Source organism: Sphingomonas sp. ACRSK, assembly GCF_022346685.1.
GTDB classification, from domain to species: Bacteria; Pseudomonadota; Alphaproteobacteria; order Sphingomonadales; family Sphingomonadaceae; genus Sphingomonas; species Sphingomonas molluscorum.
In genome coordinates this window covers 69,074-88,604 of the sequence record NZ_JAKRNR010000009.1, presented here as the reverse complement: position 1 = coordinate 88,604, position 19,531 = coordinate 69,074, and the positions used below count along the sequence as shown (strand labels likewise).

The window sequence follows — 19,531 nt, the reverse complement described above, 5'->3', positions numbered from 1 at the left end:
CCAGCCGGCCTGCGCTTCCGCGCTTGGGTTTTCGGGGCGAGCGGCGTACCAGCAGCGCAAAGACTTCCGGAGCCCTCGACTTGATCCTTTCGACGCTTGCCGCTGCCGGCGGCCACATCCGGTTCGACCAGCTGGGGCTCGACCCCGTGGCGCTCGACCTCGGCTTCTTCACGTTGAAATGGTATTCGCTCGCCTATCTGGCCGGCATCCTGGTCGGCTGGTGGTACCTGCTGAAGCTGCTCGCGCAGCCGGGCGCCCCGATGGCGCGCCGCCACGCCGACGACATGGTTTTTTATGCGACGCTCGGCATCATCCTGGGCGGGCGCATCGGCTATGTGCTGTTCTATGGCGAGGACATGTGGTCCGATCCGTGGCGGATCCTGCGCCTGTGGGACGGCGGCATGTCGTTCCACGGCGGCGTGGTCGGCACGTCGATCGGCATCCTGCTGATGGCGCGCAAGCACAAGCTCAACTGGCTGCGCATCCACGACTATGTCGCGTGCTGTGCACCCTTCGGCCTGTTCTTCGGCCGGCTCGCCAATTTCGTGAACGGCGAACTGTGGGGCAAGGCGACGGACGTGCCCTGGGGCATCGTGTTTCCCAACACCGTGGCGGGCGGGCTGGATCCGGCGCGCCACCCCAGCCAGCTCTATGAGGCGGGCCTTGAGGGCATTCTTCTCGGCGCGCTTCTCTGGTTCCTGTTCTGGCGCACCAACGCCCGTTATCAGCCGGGCAAGCTCGTCGGCTGGTTCCTGCTCGGCTACGGCCTCAGCCGCTTCTTCGTCGAGTTCTTCCGCGAGGCCGACGAGCAGCTGATGGAGTTCGCACGGCAGACCGGGCTGCACATGGGCCAGTGGCTGACGCTGCCGATGATCGCGGGCGGCATCTACCTGATCGTCACCGCCAATCGCCGCCGCCAGCGCATCGAGCCGATCGCGGGGTCGGAGAGCGTCGCTTGAGCGAGGGGTCGCTTCCCGACCGGCTCGCCCGCGCGATCACGCTCGGCGGGCCGATCCCGCTGTCGCAGTTCATGGGCGCGGCGAACGCCCATTATTACAACAGCCGCGATCCGCTGGGCGCGCGCGGCGACTTCACGACCGCGCCCGAGGTCAGCCAGATGTTCGGCGAACTGGTGGGGCTGGCCCTTGCCGACGCCTGGCACCGCGCCGGACGGCCGCCGGCCCGCTACGTCGAGCTCGGGCCGGGCCGGGGAACGCTGGCGGCCGATGCGTTGCGCGCCATGGCGAGCGCAGGGCTCAAGCCGCAGGTGCACTTCATCGAAACGAGCGCCACGCTGCGCGCCGCGCAGAAGGAGCGCGTGTCCGACGCCGAATGGCACGTCGACCTGGTGGGGGTCCCCGACGACGGTGCGCTGCTGGTGGTGGCCAACGAGTTTTTCGACGCCCTGCCCATCCGCCAGCTCATCAAGACTGCGGACGGCTGGCGCGAGCGGCTGGTCGCCTGCCAGGACACGCTGTTCCTGCCGATCGCCGGCACCACCGGATTCGACCCGATCGTGCCGGAGGCGCTGCGCGACGCACCCCCGGGCTCGATCCTGGAGACCGCGCCCGCCGCCGTCGCGGTGATGCGCCAGCTGGCAAAGCGGCTGGTGGCGCAGGGCGGCACCGCGCTGGTGATCGACTATGGCTACACCGGGCCCGCGATCGGCGACTCGCTGCAGGCGGTGCGCGAGCATCAGTTCGCCAACCCCTTCGACACGCCCGGCGAGGTGGACCTCACCGCGCATGTCGACTTCGGGACATTGCTGGAGGCCGCACGGGTCGAGGACGCCAAGGGCTATGGCCCGCTCGAACAGGGCTTCTGGCTGACCGCGCTCGGCATCGACGCGCGGGTGGCGACGCTCGCCCTCGCCAGCCCGGAGCGCGCGCAGCAGATCGCCGACGATCGCCAGCGGCTGGTCGCGCCCGACAAGATGGGCGAGCTGTTCAAGGCGATCGCCGTCACCGCGCCCGACTGGCCGGCGCCGGCGGGGTTCGCATGATCCTGCGCGACGCCGTGCCGGCGGACGGGCCGGCGCTGTCGGAGATGGCGAAGCGCTGCTACTGCGACACCTTCGGCACGCTCTACCGCGCCTCTGATCTGGCTGCGTTCCTCGACGCCACCTTCGGCGAGAACGGCCTGCCTTCGCATCTGTCGGATCCGGCCTACAAGGTGCGGCTGGCCGAGGCGGAAGGCGGCGCGATCGCCGGCTTCGCCAAGCTTGGGCCGGTCCTCTTCCCGGGTGACTGGGGTGCGCGGACCGTCGAGCTGCACCAGCTGTACGTACTCGGCCCCTGGCAGGGGGAAGGCGTCGCCCCGGCGCTGATGGACTGGGCGCTCGCCACCGCCCGCGCCGACGGTGCCGACCGGCTGGTGCTGAGCGTCTATGTCGACAACCATCGCGCCCAGCGCTTCTACGCGCGCTACGGCTTCGTCGAAGTCGGCCGCTATGAGTTCGTCGTCGGCGAGCAGGTCGACGACGACCGCATCTGGAGCCTAGACCTTTGAGCAATCCCGAAGTGATCCGCGCCGCCACGCTGGCTGGCGTGCCGCACGGCTTTTTTGGTCGGCGCGGCGGGGTGTCGCAGGGCATCCATGCCGGGCTGAACGTCGGGCTCGGCTCCGAAGATGCCGTCGAAGTGGTGGCGGAGAACCGTCGCCGCGCGACCGAGGCGGTGCTGCCGGGAGCGCAGCTGGTGACGCTGTTCCAGGTCCATTCCGCCGACGCGGTGGTGGTGACCCAGCCCTTCGAGCAGGCGCTGCGCCCGCACGCGGACGCGCTGGTGACGGACCGGCCGGGCCTCGCCCTCGGCATTCTCACGGCGGATTGCGCGCCGGTGCTGCTCGCCGACCGCGAAGCCGGCGTCGTCGGGGCTGCGCATGCGGGTTGGAAGGGCGCGATCGGCGGTGTCACCGACTCGACGCTGGCGGCGATGGAGCAGCTGGGCGCCAGGCGGGAGCGCATCGCTGCTGCGGTCGGTCCCTGCATCGCACGCGCCAGCTATGAGGTGGATGCCGAGTTCGTCCGCCGCTTCGCCGAAGCCGATCCGGAGAACGAACGCTTCTTCACCGACACGCGCGAAGGCCACGCCCAGTTCGACCTGGAGGCCTATGTCGTCCATCGGCTCGCAAGCGCCGGCGTGCGCCGGATCGAGGCGCTGGGGCTCGACACCTATGCCGATCCGGAGCGGTTCTTCAGCTACCGCCGCTCGACCCACCGCGGCGAGCCGGATTATGGCCGGCAGATCGCGATCATCGGGTTGGAATAGACCTTCAACATCCCCGTCCGTGCTGAGTAGGGGCTGAGCTTGTCGAAGACCCGTATCGAAGCATCCTTCGATACGCCACTTCGACTTCGCTCAATGGCTACTCAGGACGAACGGTGGTGGTTCTGGGGCCTTCCCGCACCTGTCCCTCGTCATGGCAGCTAAACTGGCATCCATTCGCGCTGCCGAAAGGACCCTCACCCGCCGCCGATCCCCTCGATCACCGTGCCGGTGCCCTCGCATTCCGGGCATTCCGCGCCGTCGATCCGCCCGCTGCCGCTGCAGCGCGGGCAGAGGTTCTCGCCGGTGCCGGGCGTACCGGGTGCGGCGTCGTCGCCGGGCGACAGGGGTTGTTCGGCCATGGCATGCTCCTCTTCCTCACGCGTCGAAAACGCACCGGAGCGGCCGACGCTCCCGGCACGGGAAGCGTGATCGCGGCTCGACAGCGGCGGCGCGCAGCGGCATCAGGCGGGCATGTCCCCTCGTTTCGACTTCACCATCCACGCGACCGACGGCCGCGCCCGCACCGGCGAGATCGCGATGCGCCGCGGCACCATCCGCACCCCCGCCTTCATGCCGGTCGGCACCGCCGCCACCGTCAAGGCGGTGAAACCCGCCGACGTGCGCGCCTCGGGTGCCGACATCCTGCTCGGCAACACCTATCACCTGATGCTGCGCCCCGGCGCCGAGCGCGTCCACCGGCTGGGCGGGCTGCACGGCTTCATGGGCTGGGACCGGCCGATCCTGACCGATAGCGGCGGCTATCAGGTGATGAGCCTGTCCGAGCTCACCAAGCGCTCCGAAGACGGCGTCGAGTTCAAGAGCCACCTCGACGGCTCGCGCCATCTGCTGAGCCCCGAACGCTCGATGGAGATCCAACGGCTGCTCGGCTCCGACATCGTCATGGCTTTCGATGAGCTGGTGCCCACCACCGCCACCCGCGAGGTGCAGGCGCGCGCGATGGAGCGCTCGATGCGTTGGGCGAAGCGCAGCCGCGACGGCTTCGATTCGGGCGGCGCCCACGCCGAGGGTGCGGCGCTGTTCGGCATCCAACAGGGCGCGCTCGACGAGTCGCTGCGCCGGGAGTCGGCGGATGCGCTGAAAGACATCGGCTTCGACGGTTATGCGATCGGCGGCCTCGCGGTCGGCGAGGGCCAGGAGGCGATGTTCGGCGTGCTCGATTATGCCCCCGGCCAGCTCGACGCGGCCAAGCCCCGCTACCTGATGGGCGTCGGCAAGCCCGACGACATCGTCGGCGCCGTCGAGCGCGGCGTCGACATGTTCGACTGCGTACTGCCCACCCGCTCGGGCCGCACGGGCCAGGCGTTCACCCGCACTGGCCCGATAAACATCCGCAACGCGCGCTTTGCCGAGGACACGGGGCCGCTCGATCCGGAATGCCCTTGCCCCAGCTGCACCGGCTGGAGCCGCGCCTATATCCATCATCTGGTCCGCGCGGGCGAGATCCTGGGGGCGATGCTGATGACCGAGCACAACTTGTGGTTCTACCAGCGGCTGATGGCGGACCTGCGCGCGGCAATTGCGGCAGGCAGCTTATCCATGTTCGCCAACGACTTCCGGACGCGCTATTCCAGTCGCGGATGATCGTACTCGGAGAAGAGCAATGACCGACACGCACCCGATCAACGAAGTCGAGGCCGCCTGCAAGGACGCCAAGCGCGTGCGCGAAGCCGCGGCCGAAACCGCCGATATCGAGCGGCCCAAGCGCTGGCCCGCCGTTCCGATCAGCATCGGCGTCGGCATCGGCTCGGCTGCGCTCACCGCCGCGCTGCTCTACGCCAACCGCTCCCGTACGAAGCGCTGACCCGCGCACCACAAGGCTGATCGATGCACCCTTTCCGCGCGGCGCTGCTGCTCGCCACTGCACTTGTTCCCGCAACCGCCGCCGCACGGCAGCACGCGCCCGCCGCATCGACCGCCAAGCCACCGGCACCGGCCCCGGTCGCGCCGCTCGCCTATACCGAGCGGACGCTGGCGAACGGCCTCAGGGTCTATGCGATCCGCGACACCTCCACCGCCAATGTCGCGGTGCAGGTCTGGTACGACGTCGGCTCGAAGGACGATCCGCGCGGGCGATCGGGCTTTGCGCACATGTTCGAACACCTGATGTTCAAGCAGACGCGCAACTTGCCGTCGGAGGCGTTCGACCGGCTGACCGAGGACGTGGGCGGCTACAACAACGCCTCGACGGCGGACGACTACACCAACTATTTCGAGGTGGTCCCGGCCAATCACCTCGAGCGGCTGCTGTTCGCAGAGGCCGATCGCATGGCGACGCTGGTGGTGGAGCCGACCAGCTTCGCCTCCGAGCGCGGCGTGGTGAAGGAAGAGCTGCGCAGCCGCGTGTTCGCGCAGCCCTATGGCAAGCTGTTCGGCTTCTACCTGCCGATGATCTCCTACACCCGCCATCCCTATGCGCGGCCGGGGATCGGCAGCATCGAGGACCTGGACGCGGCCACGATCGACGACATCCGCGCGTTCCACGCGACCTATTACCGGCCCGACAACGCCGTGCTGGTGGTCGCCGGCAACTTCGACCCCACCGAGCTCGATAGATGGGTCGACCAGTATTTCGCGCCCGTCGCCAAGCCGAACCGGCCGATCCCGCGCGTGGCGGTGAAGGAGCCGCCACGCACCGCGGCCACCCGGCATGTCGTCCATGCCGAGAACACGCCGCTCCCCGCAGTGGTGCTGAGCTACCAGGTTCCGCCCGACAACGATCCCGACCAGGCGGCACTCGCGGTGCTGAACGCAGTGCTTTCGACCGGGCGCAACTCGCGGCTCTACCAGGCGCTGGTCTATCGCGACCAGCTCGCCCAGTCGGCCGAGACCTATCTCGACAGCAAGAAGGACACCGGCGTGCTCGCGGCCTATGCGATCGCTGCCGGGGGCAAGGACATCGGCGCGGTGGAGGCCGGGCTGAAGCGAGAAGTGGCACGGCTGCGCGATGCGCCGGTCACCGCCGCCGAACTCGCGGAGGCCAAGAACGAGATCCTGGCGGCCGCACTCGCCCGACGCGAAACCGCCGAAGGACGCGCCTTCACGCTTGCCAACAGCGTGATCGTCAACGGCGATCCCCGCGCCGCCGACCGCCAGCTCGCCGCGATCGCCAAGGTCGATGCCGCCGCGGTCCAGCGCGTCGCCCGCCGCTACTTGGGCGAGAACCAGGTGGCGGTGCTGCAATATCTGCCGCAGGCTGAAGGCGCGCCCTCGGACGACTCGATCCGCATCGCCCCGACCGTCGAGACGCGTGCGCTGACCATCCCTGCCGGCGTGGCGGTGCATCAGGTCGCATCGGAGGCCGAACGCAAGCCGCTGCCCCAGCCGGGTCCTGTCGCGACCGCGGCGCTTCCCGCTCGGACGGAGACGCGGCTCGCAAACGGGCTGCGGCTCGTGACCGTGCCCAAGTCCGGCCTGCCGCTGGTCGCCGCGACGATGGTCGTCGACACGCGCGAGCTCTCCGCGCCGGCGCGCCGGCCGGAGCCGAGCTGGTTCGCGACCGAACTGCTGACCGAAGGCACCCGCACCCGCTCCGCCACGCAGATCGCGGCGGAGGTGGAGGCGCTGGGGGCATCGCTCGACACCGACGCCGAGGATGATGGCGCGAGCGTCTCGCTGCTGGTGGGCACCAATGGCCTCGCTCCGGCGATGGGCATCCTGGCCGATGTGGTCCGCAATCCCGCGTACGATCCCAAGGAGATCGAGCGGGTCCGCACCCAGTGGATCGATGCGCTCCAGATCGAGCAGTCGGATCCCGGTTCGCTCGCCGGCAAGGTCGCGGCGCGCGCGGTGTTCGGCGACAGCCGCTATGGCAAGGTGGGGACCGAAACCAGCTATCGCGGCGTGACCCGCGAGCAGATCGTCGCCTCCCATGGCGAAGCCTGGCGCCCGGATCGCGCGACGCTGATCCTGGTCGGCGACATCACGCCCGCCAAGGCGCAGGCCATGGCCGAGCAGCTGTTCGGCGACTGGCAGGCAAGCGGCGCCAGCGCCGCGGCACCGACGGAGCCGGCGCTACCCGCGACGCCCCGCGTCGTCGTGGTCGACCTGCCCGGCAGCGGGCAGGCGGCGGTGGTGGTCTCGCGTGCGGCGCTGTCGCGCGGCGATCCGCGCTTCCCGGCGGCGCGGCTTGCGAGCACGGTGCTGGGCGGCGGCTTCTCGTCGCGGCTCAACCAGGAAATCCGCATCAAGCGCGGGCTTTCCTACGGGGCACGCAGCGCCCTTGCCGGCGACCGTGGCGTGGGTCCGTTCAGCGCGACCGTGCAGACCAAGAACGAGTCCGCGCCCGAGGTGGTCGACCTGATCGTCGCGGAGCTGCGCCGCATCGGCCGGGATCCGGTGCCGGCCGCCGAGCTCGCGACGCGCAAGGCGGTGCTCTCGGGCGGCTTCAGCCGCGATGTCGAGACGCGCGGCGGCCTGGCGGGTAAGCTCGGCGCCTATGTGCTCGCGGGCCAGCCGGTGAACGCGATCGACAACGCGCTCGCCGAGATCGAGGGGGTCGATGCGCAGGCAGTGCAGCAGGTGGCGGCGCAGGTGCTCGACCCGGCCGGCGCGAGCATCGTCGTGGTCGGTGATGCCAAGCAGTTCGCGGACACGCTTCGCCAGCGCTACCCGCAGGCCGAGGTGATCCCGGCCAGCGCGCTCGACCTCGACACGCCGAAGCTGACGCGCTGACCGGGAACGAGGCCAGGGAGTGAGGGTGCCGCGCCTGGGACGCCTGCGGAGGCGGCACGTCGCGGTAACGGCGGTCGTCGTTGCCGCCCTCGCCTTCTCGCTGCACGCCGGAAGCATCGCGCTCGACCAGCAGCAGCGCGCCGCCGCCCGGCGCATGCCCCTGCCCCCGCGCAGCAGTGCGCGGGGGGAGGCGCCGCCCTTCTCCGGCGCGCTCGCGGCACCGCAGGCCGGCACCACCGGCACCGCGCCGCTGCCGGACCTGCCGATCCCCGCGCTCGCCGCCATGGAGGGAGACGGGTCGATCGTGCCCGCCCGCCCCTTTCGCGCGCGCGGCAGCGTGCTCGACCAGGCGCGTGCGCTCGAATGCCTCACGGCAGCGGTCTATTACGAGGCGGCGAACGAGCCCGACGACGGGCAGCGCGCGGTGGCGCAGGTGGTGCTCAATCGCGTGCGTCATCCTGCCTTCCCGGCAACCGTGTGCGGCGTGGTCTACCAGGGTTCGGAGCGGCGCGGCTGCCAGTTCAGCTTCGCCTGCGACGGCGCTATGGCCCGGCAGCGCGTCCCCGCCGCCTGGGCACGCGCGCGGCGCGTCGCGGCACAGGCGCTGACCGGCGCGGTGTTCGCGCCGGTGGGGCTCGCCACCCACTATCACACCTATGCCGTCACCCCGGCGTGGAACCGGTCGCTGGTGATGACGGGTGCGTTCGGTGCACACTTCTTCCACCGCTGGAAGGGCTGGTGGGGGACGGCCGATGCGTTCAGCGACCGCTATGCCGGGCGCGAGCCCCCGCCGGGGCCGCACCTGCCCTCGCCGCTCGACCCGCTCCCGCTTCCGGAAACCGCTGCGGGCGCACCTCCGCCCTCGACGCCCCAGCCGGGCACCGACGCGCCCGAAGTGCGCCCCGCACCCACTCCGGCGCCGCCCGCGGCCGAAAACAAGCTGCCGGAATCGACGGTGCTCGACCGGTGGAAGGACTCGGGCAAGCCGTTGCGCTGAAACGAACGACGCCCCGCCGTTGCCGGCGAGGCGTCCTGGTTCGTGATCGTCGGGCTCAGCGGCGGGGGCCGTGATATCCCTGACGATCATGCTTCTGATACTTGGTGCGTGCCATCAGCCGGTCGAGCCGCTGGTCGAGGTCACGCCGCTCGCCCACCGAGAGGCCACCGCCGCTGCGGCGATAGCGGTTCTCGAGCTGCGCGATCTGGCGGTACTCGGCGCGGAGGCGAGTGGCCTCGCGACGATCGAGGCGGCCGCTGCGCACGCCTTGGTCGATGCGCTGCTCGACGGTTGCCTGGCGTTGGTTGATGTTCTGCCACGGCGCCGCGCTCGCGGCGGCGGGCAGCGCGGTCGCGGCGATCCCCAGGCCCGCGATCATCAGTGCGATCTTCTTCATGGCTACACTCCTCAAATCCGACCTTCGTCCGGTCGAGAAGCAATTTGGGGCCGCACCGTCGCTGGATCGTGTCAGCAACACCGCTTTTGTGTCGCCGATTGTCGCAAGTGCGCCGACACCGTTCATCTTCGGCCACCCCGGGATGGAGCGTTCTGCCTGCATAAAAATCGGGCGGCCCGCCGGAAGACGGACCGCCCAAGGGGGACTGGTCGGGAGGGAACGGAAGTCGCGCGCGTCTCAGGCGGCGCGGGTGCGCGTGTTCGCCAGCCGGCCGCGGCCGATGCTGGTCAGCAGCGTTTCGAACTGATGCGTGCTGAACCCTGCGGAGAAGAAGCGGGCGATCTCGGACTTGGGCAGGTTGTCGCCGCGATGCCAGGCAAGCACCGACAGGCGGCGCAACGCCTCCAGCTTGGGATCGGCGAGCGGCAGGCGCGGGCGGGCGCCGAACAGCGACCCCAGCGCCGTCAGGACCGGGCCCGGCTGGCGAAGGCTTCCCAGACGTTCGTTGCGGGCGATCGCCACGACCGACCATTCGAGCGGCGACAGCCCGGCCTGGACCGGCACCGGATCGGCCTGCGGTACGATCGGAGCCGCCGCCGCCTTCGCAGCGGCAGCGCCGCCCAACTCGCTGAATGTCAGATAGCCCATGGCCTTCCCTCGATCTCGGATGGGCAGGTCCACGGCGGTGCCGTCGTCGTGCCCTCTATACCTACTGACCGGTACAGAAGGCGACTCGAGCCGTCAACGGGATATTTGTACCCGTTGGTAGTTTTTAGCGAAACCCAGCGTTCAGGCGCTCGGCCACATCGCCAGGCTGGTATCCACCAACGCGTTCAACGCCTCGCTGCTGGCACCCGCGCCCGCCTGCACCGTCATGCCCTGGAGGATAGCCACCAGATAGGCGGTAAGACCCTGCGGATCGACGTGCGCGGGCAGGTCCCCCTCGGCCTTCGCGCGCTCGAAACGGGCGACCAGCGCGGCCTGGGAAGAGGCGCGCCGCTTCAGGACTTCCTCACGGATCGACTCCGCGTCCGCTCCGCAGGCGACCGAGCTGATCACGCCCAGGCAGCCGCGCGGCCCGGAGGTGCTCGCATGGCTTTCGACCGCGCCGCGCAACAGCCGCTCGGCAACTTCGCGTGCGGTCGGCGCTTCCAGCGCGACGCTGATATAGCTGAGCTTTTCGCGCTCGTAGAGGTCGAGCGCCTTGCGGAACAGCGACTCCTTGTTGCCGAAGGCGGCATAGAGGCTCGGGCGCGTGATCCCCATCGCCTCCGTCAGGTCGGACAGCGAAGCGCCCTCATAGCCCTTGCTCCAGAACACCCGCAGCGCGGCGGCCAAGGCTTCCTCGACATCAAATTCGCGGGGACGACCCCGTCCGGAACAGCAAAGCGCGGCTTTCATAATTCCCGTCATATAAGCAACTTAGCGCCCACGGCTAGAGCTGACGCAAGGCGCGTGCCGGGCGAATGCCCAGGATCGGAAGCGCGCCCAGGATGCCGATGACCAGCGTCACCCCCGCCCCGACCGCAAGCGTTCCCAACACGGCCGGATAATCCGGCAGCCATTCGAACGCGAAGACCTCCACCACCACGTACCAGGCGCCCACTAGGCCGAGCGCCAGCGCCAGGGCCGCGATGGCAGCACTCAGCAACGCATATTCGAGCGCCTGCACCGCCAGCACCTGCGCCCGCGTGGCGCCCAGCGTCTTCAGGATCACGCCGTCATAGGTGCGCGCCTCCCGCGCCGCGGCGATCGCGCCGATCAGCACGGCGATGCCCGCAAGGATCGCGACGGAGGCCGCCGCGGCGATGGCGGTCGCCATCTGGCTGACGATCGTGCGCACCTGCTCCACGACGCCGCGCACCTCCACCACCGAGACGGAGGGGAAGCGCGGCAGCAGCGCACGGGTGACCGCCCCTTCCTGCCCCTTCGCCAGGTCGATCGTTGCGGCCAGGTTGTGCGGCACGTCGGAAATGGCGTTGGGGCTGAACACCATCACGAAGTTGAAGCCGAGGCTGTCCCAGTGGATGCGGCGGAAGGAGGCGACGCGCGCCTCCCGCTCGACGCCGAGCACCGAATAGCGGATCGGATCGCCGATCTTGAGGTCCAAGGCGCGCGCGAGATCGACGTCGAGCGACACCAGCGGCGGGCCGGCATAGCCGGCCGGCCACCATGTGCCCTCCACCAGTTCGTTGCCCTCCGGAAGCGTCTCCGAATAGGTGAGGCCACGCTCGCCCCGAAGCGCCCAGGCACCTTCCGGCAGGGTCTCGAGGTCGGCGACGCGCGTCCCGGCATAAGCGGTGATCGTGCCGCGCATCAGCGGGACCATCCGCAGCTCTGCCTGGGGCGCAACGCCGGTGACCGTGCGGCGGAACAGATCAACCTGGTCGCGGGGCACGTCGAGCGCGAACAGCGCCGGCGCCTTTTGCGGGATGGTCTCGCGAATGTTCGCGTCGATGCTGGTGCGGATCGCCGCCAGCAGCACGAACAGCGTGAGGCCGAGCCCCAGCGCCACCACCAGCGTGACCGTACGCGCGCCCGGCTGGTGGAGCCCGGTGAGCGCCAGCCGCAGCAGCGGGCCACGCGGCCGCGGCAAGCGCGCGGCGAGCCAGCGCACGCCCCAGCCGAAGGCCGCGAGCAGCAGCAGCGTGCCGGCGATGGTGGCGAGGAAGCTGGCGGTGAACCACGGCTGCTCGGCAGTGGCGACCGCGATCGCGACCACCAGGAGCCCTGCCCCGCCCGTCCACGGCAGCACCCGCCGCCAGGGCGCGCGCCGCAGATCGAGGCTGCCGCGCAGCAGGCCCGCGGCGGGCACGGTGCCTGCCTGAACCAGCGGCGGCGCGGTGAAGGCGAGCGCGGTCAGCAGGCCATAGCCGGCGGCGAGCGCCAGCGGTGCCGGATGGATCGCAAACTCCGGTGCCACCGGCAGCACGTCGCCCGCCACCCACAGGATCAGCGGCACGGCGGCGATGCCCGCCACCAACCCCAGCAGGATGCCGACGCCCGCGACCACCGCGACCTGAAGCAGGTACACGCGCGCGATGCCGCCCGAGGTCGCGCCCAGCACCTTCAACGCGGCGATGCTGCCGCGGCGGGTGGCCAGATAGGAGCCCACGCCGTTGCCGACGCCGATCCCGGCGATGGCGAGCGCCGCAAGCCCCACCAGCACCAGGAACTGGCCCATGCGGTCCAGGAAGCGCGCTGCGCCCGGCGAGGCGCGATCGCGGGTCTTCGCCTCCCATCCGCCATCGGGGAAGGCTGCCTTGATCGCCTCCGACGCCGCCTCGGGCGCGCGATCGGCGGGGAGCGCGATCCGGTACTTGGTCTCGTAGAGGCTGCCCGGCTGGATCAGGCCGGTGCGGGCGACACCCTCCAGCGAGACGATCGCGACGGGGCCGAGGGTGAACCCCTCCCCCAGCCGGTCGGGCTCGTCGGCGATGATGCCGGCGATGGTGAAGCGGGCGCTTCCCAGGCGCAGCTGCTGCCCCACGCCGACGCGCAACCGCTCCGCAAGGCCGGGGGCGATCCAGACGCGCGTCGGATCGGCGGGATGGGCGATGCTGCCATCGGCGAGGCGCAGGCTGCCGTAGAGCGGGTAGTTGCGATCCACCGCCTTGAGCGTAACCGGCACCGTCTGGGGGCTCTCGGCACCGCCTTCCCGCACCGCCATCGCCTGCATGCCGGTCGTTTCGGAAACCCTGCCAAATCGGGCAAAGGCTGCGCGTTCCGCGTCGGTCGCGGCACGTTGCGAGGTGGCGAACTCGACGTCGCCGCCCAGGATCGCCGCGCCGCGCGCCTTGAGCTCGCCGTCGATCGCGGCCGACAGGCTGCCGATCGCCGCCAGCGCGCCCACGCCCAGGAACATGCACACCAGCAGCAGGCGCAAGCCGCGGAACCGCCCGTGCAGTTCCCGCCGTGCTAGCCGCCAGGCCAGCCGCCACTCGTTCACTTGGTCTCGTCCCGCACGATCCGTCCGTCTGCCAGGGAGACGATGCGGTCGCAGCGCTCGGCAAGCGCGGGATCATGGGTGATGACGACCAGTGTGGCGCCGGTGGCGGCGCGTCGCTCGAACAACAGGTCCATGATCGCAGCGCCGGTTGCGGCATCGAGGTTGCCGGTCGGCTCGTCGGCGAACACGATCTCCGGCCGGCCGGCGAGCGCGCGGGCGATCGCGACGCGCTGCTGCTCGCCACCCGAAAGCTGCGCGGGATAATGGCGGAGGCGATGGCCGAGCCCGACCGCCTGCAGTTCCGCCTCGGCGCGCGCGAACGCATCCGTGTCGCCGGCCAGTTCCATCGGCACGGCGACGTTCTCGAGCGCGGTCATGGTGGGCAGCAGGTGGAATGCCTGGAGCACGATGCCGATCCGCCCCCGCCGCGCCCGTGCCAGCGCATCCTCGTCGAGCGCACCGAAGTCGAGGCCGGCCACGTGCACGCTGCCGCCCGTCGCCCGCTCCAGTCCCGAAAGCACCGCCATCAGCGACGACTTGCCCGAGCCCGATGCGCCCAGCAGCGCCAGACTGGTGCCACGCGCCACCGAAAGGGTGATCCCGCGCAGGATCGGCGTGGCGGCGTCGCCGTTGCCGAGGGTCAAGGTGACATCACGCGCGGCGATCACCATATCGCCGTGGTTCGTTTCGGGCATGTCGGAGGATCGCATTGGAGGATGGTAGCTTTCGTTATGGAGCGGGTACGCTGCTTCTCCAAGCCTTGCTGCTCGCCGGCTGCGATGATCGGGGCGCGCAAGGGGTTCCGGCCGACCAGGCGAACGTACCGGTGAACGGCGCGCAGGCGGCCGCGGCACCCGCGGCGAGCGTGCCCCAGGGTCCCGAGCGGCTGGTGCTGGCGTTCGGCGACAGCCTCTACGCGGGCTATGGCCTGGCGCGCGGGCAAAGCTTCCCGGACGGCTTGCAGACGGCGCTGCGCGGGGCCGGGATCAACGCCACCGTGGTGAACGCAGGCGTGTCCGGCGACACGACCGCGGCCGGTCGCCAGCGGCTCGCCTTCTCGCTCGACAATCTGAAGCGCACGCCGGATCTGGTGGTGCTGGGCCTGGGCGGCAACGACGTGCTGCGCCAGATCCCGCCGGCGACCACCCGCGAGAACCTGAAAGCGATGCTGGACGAGTTGAAGCGCCGCAAGATCCCGGTGGTGCTCACCGGTATGATGGCGCCGCCGAACCTGGGCGCGGACTATGCAGGCGCATTCAACCGCATCTTCCCCGAACTCGCCGAGGAATATGACGCGGTGCTCTACCCGTTCGTGCTGAACGGCGTAATCGGCAACCCCGCGCTGATGCAGGCCGACCGGGTGCACCCGAACGCCAAGGGCGTGCAGCAGATGGTCACGCGCATCGCGCCGGTGGTAACGGAGCGGCTGCAGCGGGTGGAGTAGGTCGGGACGTGTAACGGGGTCGGGCGCCGCGCCCGTTGCGAGCGTCCGGCGAATGGTGCAGCATCCTCAAACCTCGGGAGCACTCGACGCAGCGGCAACGCGGTTTCCGATCACCAAGGGGAGGCACATGCGAACACGGCGGCTGATCCTGATCCTCGCCTGCGTGACGCTGAGTTCCGGCGCGGCCGACGCCGGGCAGTTCGACCCTCCGGACTCTCGAGTATTCGCCCGCGCGGAAGATCAGGAACGCGCACGCCTGCTCACGAAGCCGTGCACGGAAGCGGATGTGGGGCATGGATGCTATCGCTACGCTGGCCATGCGTTGCGGGAGTACCCCTGCGCCTACCAAATCGACGCGGGGACGATCGGATCAATCCCGACGGACCAATGCTACAAGATGGAGGCCCCCCGGCGCTACCGAGGCGTTTGGGTCGATGAGTTCGAGGGACAAGCGTTCATACCGGAAGGAACTACCCCGCCCGAATGGCCACGCGCCGATCCGAAATCCGCCGGATGGCGGCAGCAATTCGAACGAGCCCGGGCGGCGACGATCTGGCTCGACATGAGCCGTGTCTATGTGGACGGCGAGCATCGTCCACGCGGGCGGAGATGGATCATCGAATTCGTCGGCCGAAAAACAATGTACCCGGGAGAATACGGCCACATGGGCCTATCGGGGCACGAGATCATTGTTGATCGCGTGCTTTCCCTGAAGGCGTGCCCCGAAGCGGACGTTTGTGGATGAAATCCGCGCGACCGCAACAAACTAGTTTCCGACGCGCATCCGTGCTCCTGCGCAGGCAGGAGCCCAGAGCCACGAAAGACGGCGCCTGAAACCCTGGGCTCCTGCCTACGCAGGAGCACGGGCGGTTGGGCAAATTCAACCGCCCCTCTCTAGGAAAAGGGGCGTCCTTCAGACCGTGAAGCTCTCCCCGCAGCCGCAGGCGCCCTTCGCGTTGGGGTTGTTGAACACGAAGCCGGCGGTGAAGTCGTCCTCGACCCAGTCCATGGTCGAGCCGACCAGGTAGAGGATCGAGCCGCCATCCACGAACAGCGTGCCGCTTGGCGTGTCGATGCGCTCGTCGAACGGCTTGGCCTCGGTGACATAGTCGACGGAGTAGGCGAGGCCCGAACAGCCGCGGCGCGGGGTCGAGAGCTTGACGCCGATCGCGCCCTCGGGCGCCTTGGCCATCAGGTCGGCGATGCGCTGCTCGGCCGACGGGGTCAGCGTCAGCGCGGCAGGACGGGGGCGAAGGGTGGTGGCCATCTGTCGTTCGTCCCTTACAACATGCCGAGTTCGAGCTTGGCCTCGTCGGACATCTTCTGCGGGTCCCAGGGCGGATCCCACACGAGGTTGACCTCGGCCGTGGCGACGCCCGGCACCGCGCCGACCCGCAGTTCGACCTCGCCCGGCATCGATTCCGCGACCGGACAATGCGGCGTCGTCAGCGTCATGGTGACCGCGACATGACCGCCCTCGGTCACGTCGACGCCGTAGATCAGCCCCAGGTCGTAGAGATTGACCGGAATTTCGGGGTCATAAATCTCCTTCAGCGCCGCGATGACGCCGTCGTAGATTTCGCCGCCCGGCTCGCCGGCCGACACCGGCTCCGGCTTCTGCGCCAGGAAGCCTTCCAGATAGTCGCGGCGGCGCGGCTCCGCTGCCGCATCGACCACCTCGTCCACGCGCGCCTTGCGCGGCGCGTCCACCGTGTCGACTTCTTCCACCGCGATCCTGCGTGTCTCGTCCATTACCCGAAGATCCTGCTCACTCGTTCCAGTCCGCGCACCAGCGCATCCACATCGGCGGCCGAATTATAGACGCCGAAGCTCGCGCGCGCGGTCGCCGGCACGCCGAGCCGGTCCATCAGCGGCTGTGCGCAATGGTGGCCGGCGCGGATCGCCACGCGTTCCTCGTCCAAGATGGTGCCGATGTCGTGCGGATGCACCCCCTGAAACGCAAAGCTGACGATGCCGGCGGAATCCTCCGGCCCGAACAGCGTGACTGAGTTGATCCGCCCCAGCCCTTCGCGGGCGGCGGCGACCAGCGCCGTCTCGTGCGCGTGGATCGCGTCCAGGCCGATGCCCGCGACATAGTCGATCGCGGCATGCAGCCCGAGCACGCCGACGATGTGCGGCGTCCCCGCCTCGAACCGGCCCGGCGGCGGGGCGTAGGTGGTGCGCTCGAACGTCACCCGATCGATCATCGAGCCGCCACCCTGGTAGGGCGGCATCGCCTCCAGCAGCTCGCCCCTGCCCCACAGCACGCCGATGCCCGTGGGACCGTAGAGCTTGTGGCCGGAGAAGACGTAGAAGTCGCAGCCGAGCGCGGCCACGTCGACCGGCAGCCGTGCGACCGCCTGGCAGCCGTCGATCAGGATCTTGGCGCCGACGCCATGCGCCAGCGTCACCGCGCGCTGCACGTCGAGTACCGAGCCCAGCACGTTGGAGACATGGGCGAGCGCGACCAGCTTGTGCTCGGGCCGCAGCATCTGCGCCATCACGTCGAGGTCGATGCGGCCGTCGGCGGTGAGCGGCACGACGTCGATCGCCGCGCCCACGCGCTCGGCGACCATCTGCCACGGCACGATGTTGCTGTGGTGCTCCAGCATCGACAGCAGGATGCGGTCGCCCGCCTTCAGCTGCGTGCCGGCCCAGCATTGCGCGACCAGGTTGATCCCCTCGGTCGCGCCGCGGGTGAAGACGATCTCGTCCGGCGAGCGCGCGCCGATGAAGTCCGCCACCCGCCGCCGCGCCGCTTCGAACGCCAGCGTCATGTCGGCCGAGCGCTGGTAGACGCCGCGGTGGACGGTGGCATAGGTCTCGCCATAGCCGCGCGCGATCGCGTCGAGCACCGGCCGCGGCTTCTGCGCGGTCGCGGCGGTGTCGAGATAGGCATAGCCCGCCGGGATCGCCGGGAAATCGGCGACCACGTCGAGCGGACGGGTGTCGGCCAGCACGGTCACAGCGCCGCTTCCAGCCACCGGTCGGCGTCGGCCACGAATGCCTCGCGCACGGTCTCCTGGCCGATGCGGTCGAGCGAGTCCGCCACGAAGGCACGGGTCAGCAGCGCCTTGGCGCGCGGGCGCGGCACGCCGCGGCTCTGGAGGTAGAAGAGCGCGCGATTGTCGAGCTCGCCCACGGTCGCGCCATGCGCGCACTTCACGTCGTCGGCAAAGATCTCCAGCTCAGGCTTGAGGTTCACCGTCGCCGTGCGCTGGAGCAGGATGCCGCGGAGCGACTGCTCGCCATCCGTCTTCTGCGCACCGCGGGCGACGTCGACGCGGGCGGCGAGGCTCGCGGCCGACTGGTCGGCGGCAACCGCGCGCCAGGTCTGGTGGCTGGTGCCGCGTTCGGCGGCGTGGCGCACGGTGACCGCGCATTCCTGACGCTGCTCGCCGCGGGTCAGCAGCGCGCCGCCCATTTCGGCATAGGCATCGGTGCCGCTGACGACGAGTTCGCCGTCGATGCGGCTGCTCATGCCGCCGGCACCCAGGAAGGTCGCGGCATAGCTTGCCGCCTGGCCGACATCGACCTCATCGCGGATCGAGACGAAGCCGTCCGCCTGGATCAGCCGCACCGACCGCATCAGCCGCGCACCGCGCGCAAGCTCGATGCGGGTCTGGCGATTGGCCCAGCCGCTGCCGACGAAGGTCTCGACCACCGACGCCGCAGCATCGGCCGCAAGCGCGATGAACCCGCGCAGATGATTGTCGCCGCCCGACCCCAGATGGACGATCTGGATCGGATCGCCCACCGCCTCCTGGCTCAGGTCGAGTGCCCAGCCCTCAAGCTGCCCGAAGCGGGCGAGCGGGTGCTCGCTCGTCCATGCGCGGCGGCCCACGGTCACCGGCCCCGGCGCGCTACGCTCCGCGTCGAAGACGCCGTCGACGAACACCAGCCGCGGGCCGTCGAGCGGCAGCAGCGCGGATTCCAGATCGGGCGCGGGCCCACGCGGGCTCTCGGCCGCACGCTGCAGCGCCGGCAGGTCCGCCCAGCGCCACCGCTCCAGCTTGGGCGACGGGAGTTCGAGGGTGCTCACGCCGCCACCTGCGCGTAGCCCTCGCGCTCCAGCTCGAGCGCGAGTTCGGCACCGCCGGTGCGCACGATCCGCCCGTCGGCGAGCACATGGACGACGTCCGGCTTCACGTAATCGAGCAGCCGCTGATAGTGGGTGATCAGGATCACCGCCTTGTCGGGCGCGCGCATGATGCGGTTGATGCCGTCGCCGACGATGCGCAGCGCGTCGATGTCGAGGCCGGAGTCGGTCTCGTCCAGGATCGCGAGCGTGGGATCGAGGATGCCCATCTGCACCATCTCGTTGCGCTTTTTCTCGCCGCCCGAGAAGCCGACGTTGACCGGGCGCTTGAGCATCTCGGCGTCCATGCTGAGCGCATCGGCCTGTGCGCGGGCGAGCTTCAGGAATTCGCCACCCGACAGCGGCTTCTCGTCACGCGCCTTGCGCTGGGCGTTCAACGCCTCGCGCAGGAACTGGACGTTGGAGACGCCGGGGATTTCGACCGGATACTGGAAGCCCAGGAACAGGCCGGCAGCCGCGCGTGCGTCCGCCTCCATCTCCAGCAGGTCCTCGCCCGCGAAGGTCACCGAACCCTCGGTCACCTCATAGCCGGGACGCCCGCCGAGCACATAGCCGAGCGTCGACTTGCCGGCGCCGTTCGGCCCCATGATCGCGTGCACTTCGCCCGCATTCACGGTCAGCGAAAGGCCCTTCAGGATCGGCTTGCCGTCGATCTCGGCGTGCAGGTTTTCAATCTTGAGCATC

21 protein-coding genes are annotated in these 19,531 nt (G+C 70.0%); 10 read left to right on the top strand and 11 right to left on the bottom strand.

Features of this window, described 5'->3' with window-relative positions:
• The first annotated feature begins 80 nt into the window (after positions 1-80).
• From lgt to pgeF, 4 genes are read left to right on the top strand one after another with little or no spacing between them, the layout of a single operon-like run.
• Positions 81-959 (top strand): prolipoprotein diacylglyceryl transferase, encoded by an 879-nt coding sequence (gene lgt, locus MHZ35_RS06985; protein ID WP_132883187.1) that lies wholly within the window; start codon positions 81-83, stop codon positions 957-959.
• Positions 956-2,002: a class I SAM-dependent methyltransferase gene (locus tag MHZ35_RS06980; protein ID WP_446741021.1), complete on the top strand. Its 1,047-nt coding sequence runs from the start codon at positions 956-958 to the stop codon at positions 2,000-2,002. Before lgt ends, MHZ35_RS06980 begins: the two co-directional genes overlap by 4 nt.
• Complete coding sequence (locus MHZ35_RS06975) at positions 1,999-2,508, top strand: GNAT family N-acetyltransferase (RefSeq protein WP_239434956.1); 510 nt, start codon at positions 1,999-2,001, stop codon at positions 2,506-2,508. The genes MHZ35_RS06980 and MHZ35_RS06975 overlap by 4 nt, the downstream gene beginning before the upstream one ends.
• Positions 2,505-3,269 carry a peptidoglycan editing factor PgeF gene (gene pgeF, locus MHZ35_RS06970; RefSeq protein WP_239434955.1) on the top strand — a complete coding sequence of 255 codons (765 nt, stop codon included), beginning with the start codon at positions 2,505-2,507 and terminating at the stop codon, positions 3,267-3,269. Before MHZ35_RS06975 ends, pgeF begins: the two co-directional genes overlap by 4 nt.
• Before the next feature lie 194 nt (positions 3,270-3,463).
• Here pgeF and MHZ35_RS06965 read toward each other — a convergent pair whose 3' ends face one another.
• Positions 3,464-3,628 (bottom strand): hypothetical protein, encoded by a 165-nt coding sequence (locus tag MHZ35_RS06965; protein WP_239434954.1) that lies wholly within the window; start codon positions 3,626-3,628, stop codon positions 3,464-3,466.
• Positions 3,629-3,740: 112 nt separating this feature from the next.
• On the opposite strand from MHZ35_RS06965, the gene tgt reads away from it, so the two are divergent.
• Genes tgt through MHZ35_RS06945 form a run of 4 tightly spaced genes read left to right on the top strand, consistent with a single transcriptional unit; the run spans position 3,741 to position 8,958 of the window.
• On the top strand, positions 3,741-4,871 hold the full coding sequence (gene tgt, locus MHZ35_RS06960; protein WP_239434953.1) for a tRNA guanosine(34) transglycosylase Tgt: 1,131 nt from the start codon (positions 3,741-3,743) through the stop codon (positions 4,869-4,871).
• Between the two features lie 19 nt (positions 4,872-4,890).
• Entirely contained in the window at positions 4,891-5,091 is a 201-nt protein-coding gene (locus MHZ35_RS06955) for a hypothetical protein (protein ID WP_125961989.1), read from the top strand.
• 23 nt (positions 5,092-5,114) lie between these two features.
• Complete coding sequence (locus MHZ35_RS06950; RefSeq protein ID WP_239434952.1) at positions 5,115-7,961, top strand: M16 family metallopeptidase; 2,847 nt, start codon at positions 5,115-5,117, stop codon at positions 7,959-7,961.
• A gap of 25 nt (positions 7,962-7,986) precedes the next feature.
• Complete coding sequence (locus MHZ35_RS06945; protein ID WP_342453506.1) at positions 7,987-8,958, top strand: cell wall hydrolase; 972 nt, start codon at positions 7,987-7,989, stop codon at positions 8,956-8,958.
• A gap of 55 nt (positions 8,959-9,013) precedes the next feature.
• Here the strand turns inward: MHZ35_RS06945 and MHZ35_RS06940 are convergent, their stop codons facing one another.
• The 5 genes from MHZ35_RS06940 to MHZ35_RS06920 form a co-directional block, all read right to left on the bottom strand.
• Complete coding sequence (locus tag MHZ35_RS06940; RefSeq protein ID WP_239434950.1) at positions 9,014-9,355, bottom strand: hypothetical protein; 342 nt, start codon at positions 9,353-9,355, stop codon at positions 9,014-9,016.
• 237 nt (positions 9,356-9,592) lie between these two features.
• Positions 9,593-10,003, bottom strand: coding sequence for a hypothetical protein (locus tag MHZ35_RS06935; RefSeq protein ID WP_239434949.1), 411 nt, complete (start codon positions 10,001-10,003; stop codon positions 9,593-9,595).
• A 141-nt stretch (positions 10,004-10,144) separates the two neighbouring features.
• Entirely contained in the window at positions 10,145-10,768 is a 624-nt protein-coding gene (locus MHZ35_RS06930; RefSeq protein ID WP_125961985.1) for a TetR/AcrR family transcriptional regulator, read from the bottom strand.
• Positions 10,769-10,790: 22 nt separating this feature from the next.
• Positions 10,791-13,304 (bottom strand): ABC transporter permease, encoded by a 2,514-nt coding sequence (locus MHZ35_RS06925; RefSeq protein WP_239434948.1) that lies wholly within the window; start codon positions 13,302-13,304, stop codon positions 10,791-10,793.
• Entirely contained in the window at positions 13,301-13,999 is a 699-nt protein-coding gene (locus tag MHZ35_RS06920) for an ABC transporter ATP-binding protein (RefSeq protein ID WP_239434947.1), read from the bottom strand. Before MHZ35_RS06920 ends, MHZ35_RS06925 begins: the two co-directional genes overlap by 4 nt.
• 65 nt (positions 14,000-14,064) lie before the next feature.
• On the opposite strand from MHZ35_RS06920, the gene MHZ35_RS06915 reads away from it, so the two are divergent.
• On the top strand, positions 14,065-14,748 hold the full coding sequence (locus MHZ35_RS06915) for an arylesterase (protein ID WP_239434946.1): 684 nt from the start codon (positions 14,065-14,067) through the stop codon (positions 14,746-14,748).
• Between the two features lie 52 nt (positions 14,749-14,800).
• Positions 14,801-15,493 carry a hypothetical protein gene (locus MHZ35_RS06910; protein ID WP_239434945.1) on the top strand — a complete coding sequence of 231 codons (693 nt, stop codon included), beginning with the start codon at positions 14,801-14,803 and terminating at the stop codon, positions 15,491-15,493.
• Between the two features lie 168 nt (positions 15,494-15,661).
• Here the strand turns inward: MHZ35_RS06910 and MHZ35_RS06905 are convergent, their stop codons facing one another.
• From MHZ35_RS06905 to sufC, 5 genes are read right to left on the bottom strand one after another with little or no spacing between them, the layout of a single operon-like run.
• Positions 15,662-16,015 (bottom strand): HesB/IscA family protein, encoded by a 354-nt coding sequence (locus MHZ35_RS06905; protein ID WP_239434944.1) that lies wholly within the window; start codon positions 16,013-16,015, stop codon positions 15,662-15,664.
• 14 nt (positions 16,016-16,029) lie between these two features.
• Positions 16,030-16,500, bottom strand: a complete 471-nt coding sequence (locus tag MHZ35_RS06900; protein ID WP_125961981.1) for an SUF system Fe-S cluster assembly protein — start codon at positions 16,498-16,500, stop codon at positions 16,030-16,032.
• Entirely contained in the window at positions 16,500-17,714 is a 1,215-nt protein-coding gene (locus MHZ35_RS06895; RefSeq protein WP_239434943.1) for a cysteine desulfurase, read from the bottom strand. Before MHZ35_RS06895 ends, MHZ35_RS06900 begins: the two co-directional genes overlap by 1 nt.
• Entirely contained in the window at positions 17,711-18,790 is a 1,080-nt protein-coding gene (locus MHZ35_RS06890) for a SufD family Fe-S cluster assembly protein (protein ID WP_239434942.1), read from the bottom strand. The genes MHZ35_RS06895 and MHZ35_RS06890 overlap by 4 nt, the downstream gene beginning before the upstream one ends.
• Positions 18,787-19,530 carry a Fe-S cluster assembly ATPase SufC gene (gene sufC / locus MHZ35_RS06885; protein ID WP_239434985.1) on the bottom strand — a complete coding sequence of 248 codons (744 nt, stop codon included), beginning with the start codon at positions 19,528-19,530 and terminating at the stop codon, positions 18,787-18,789. The genes MHZ35_RS06890 and sufC overlap by 4 nt, the downstream gene beginning before the upstream one ends.
• Position 19,531: the final 1 nt, after the last annotated feature.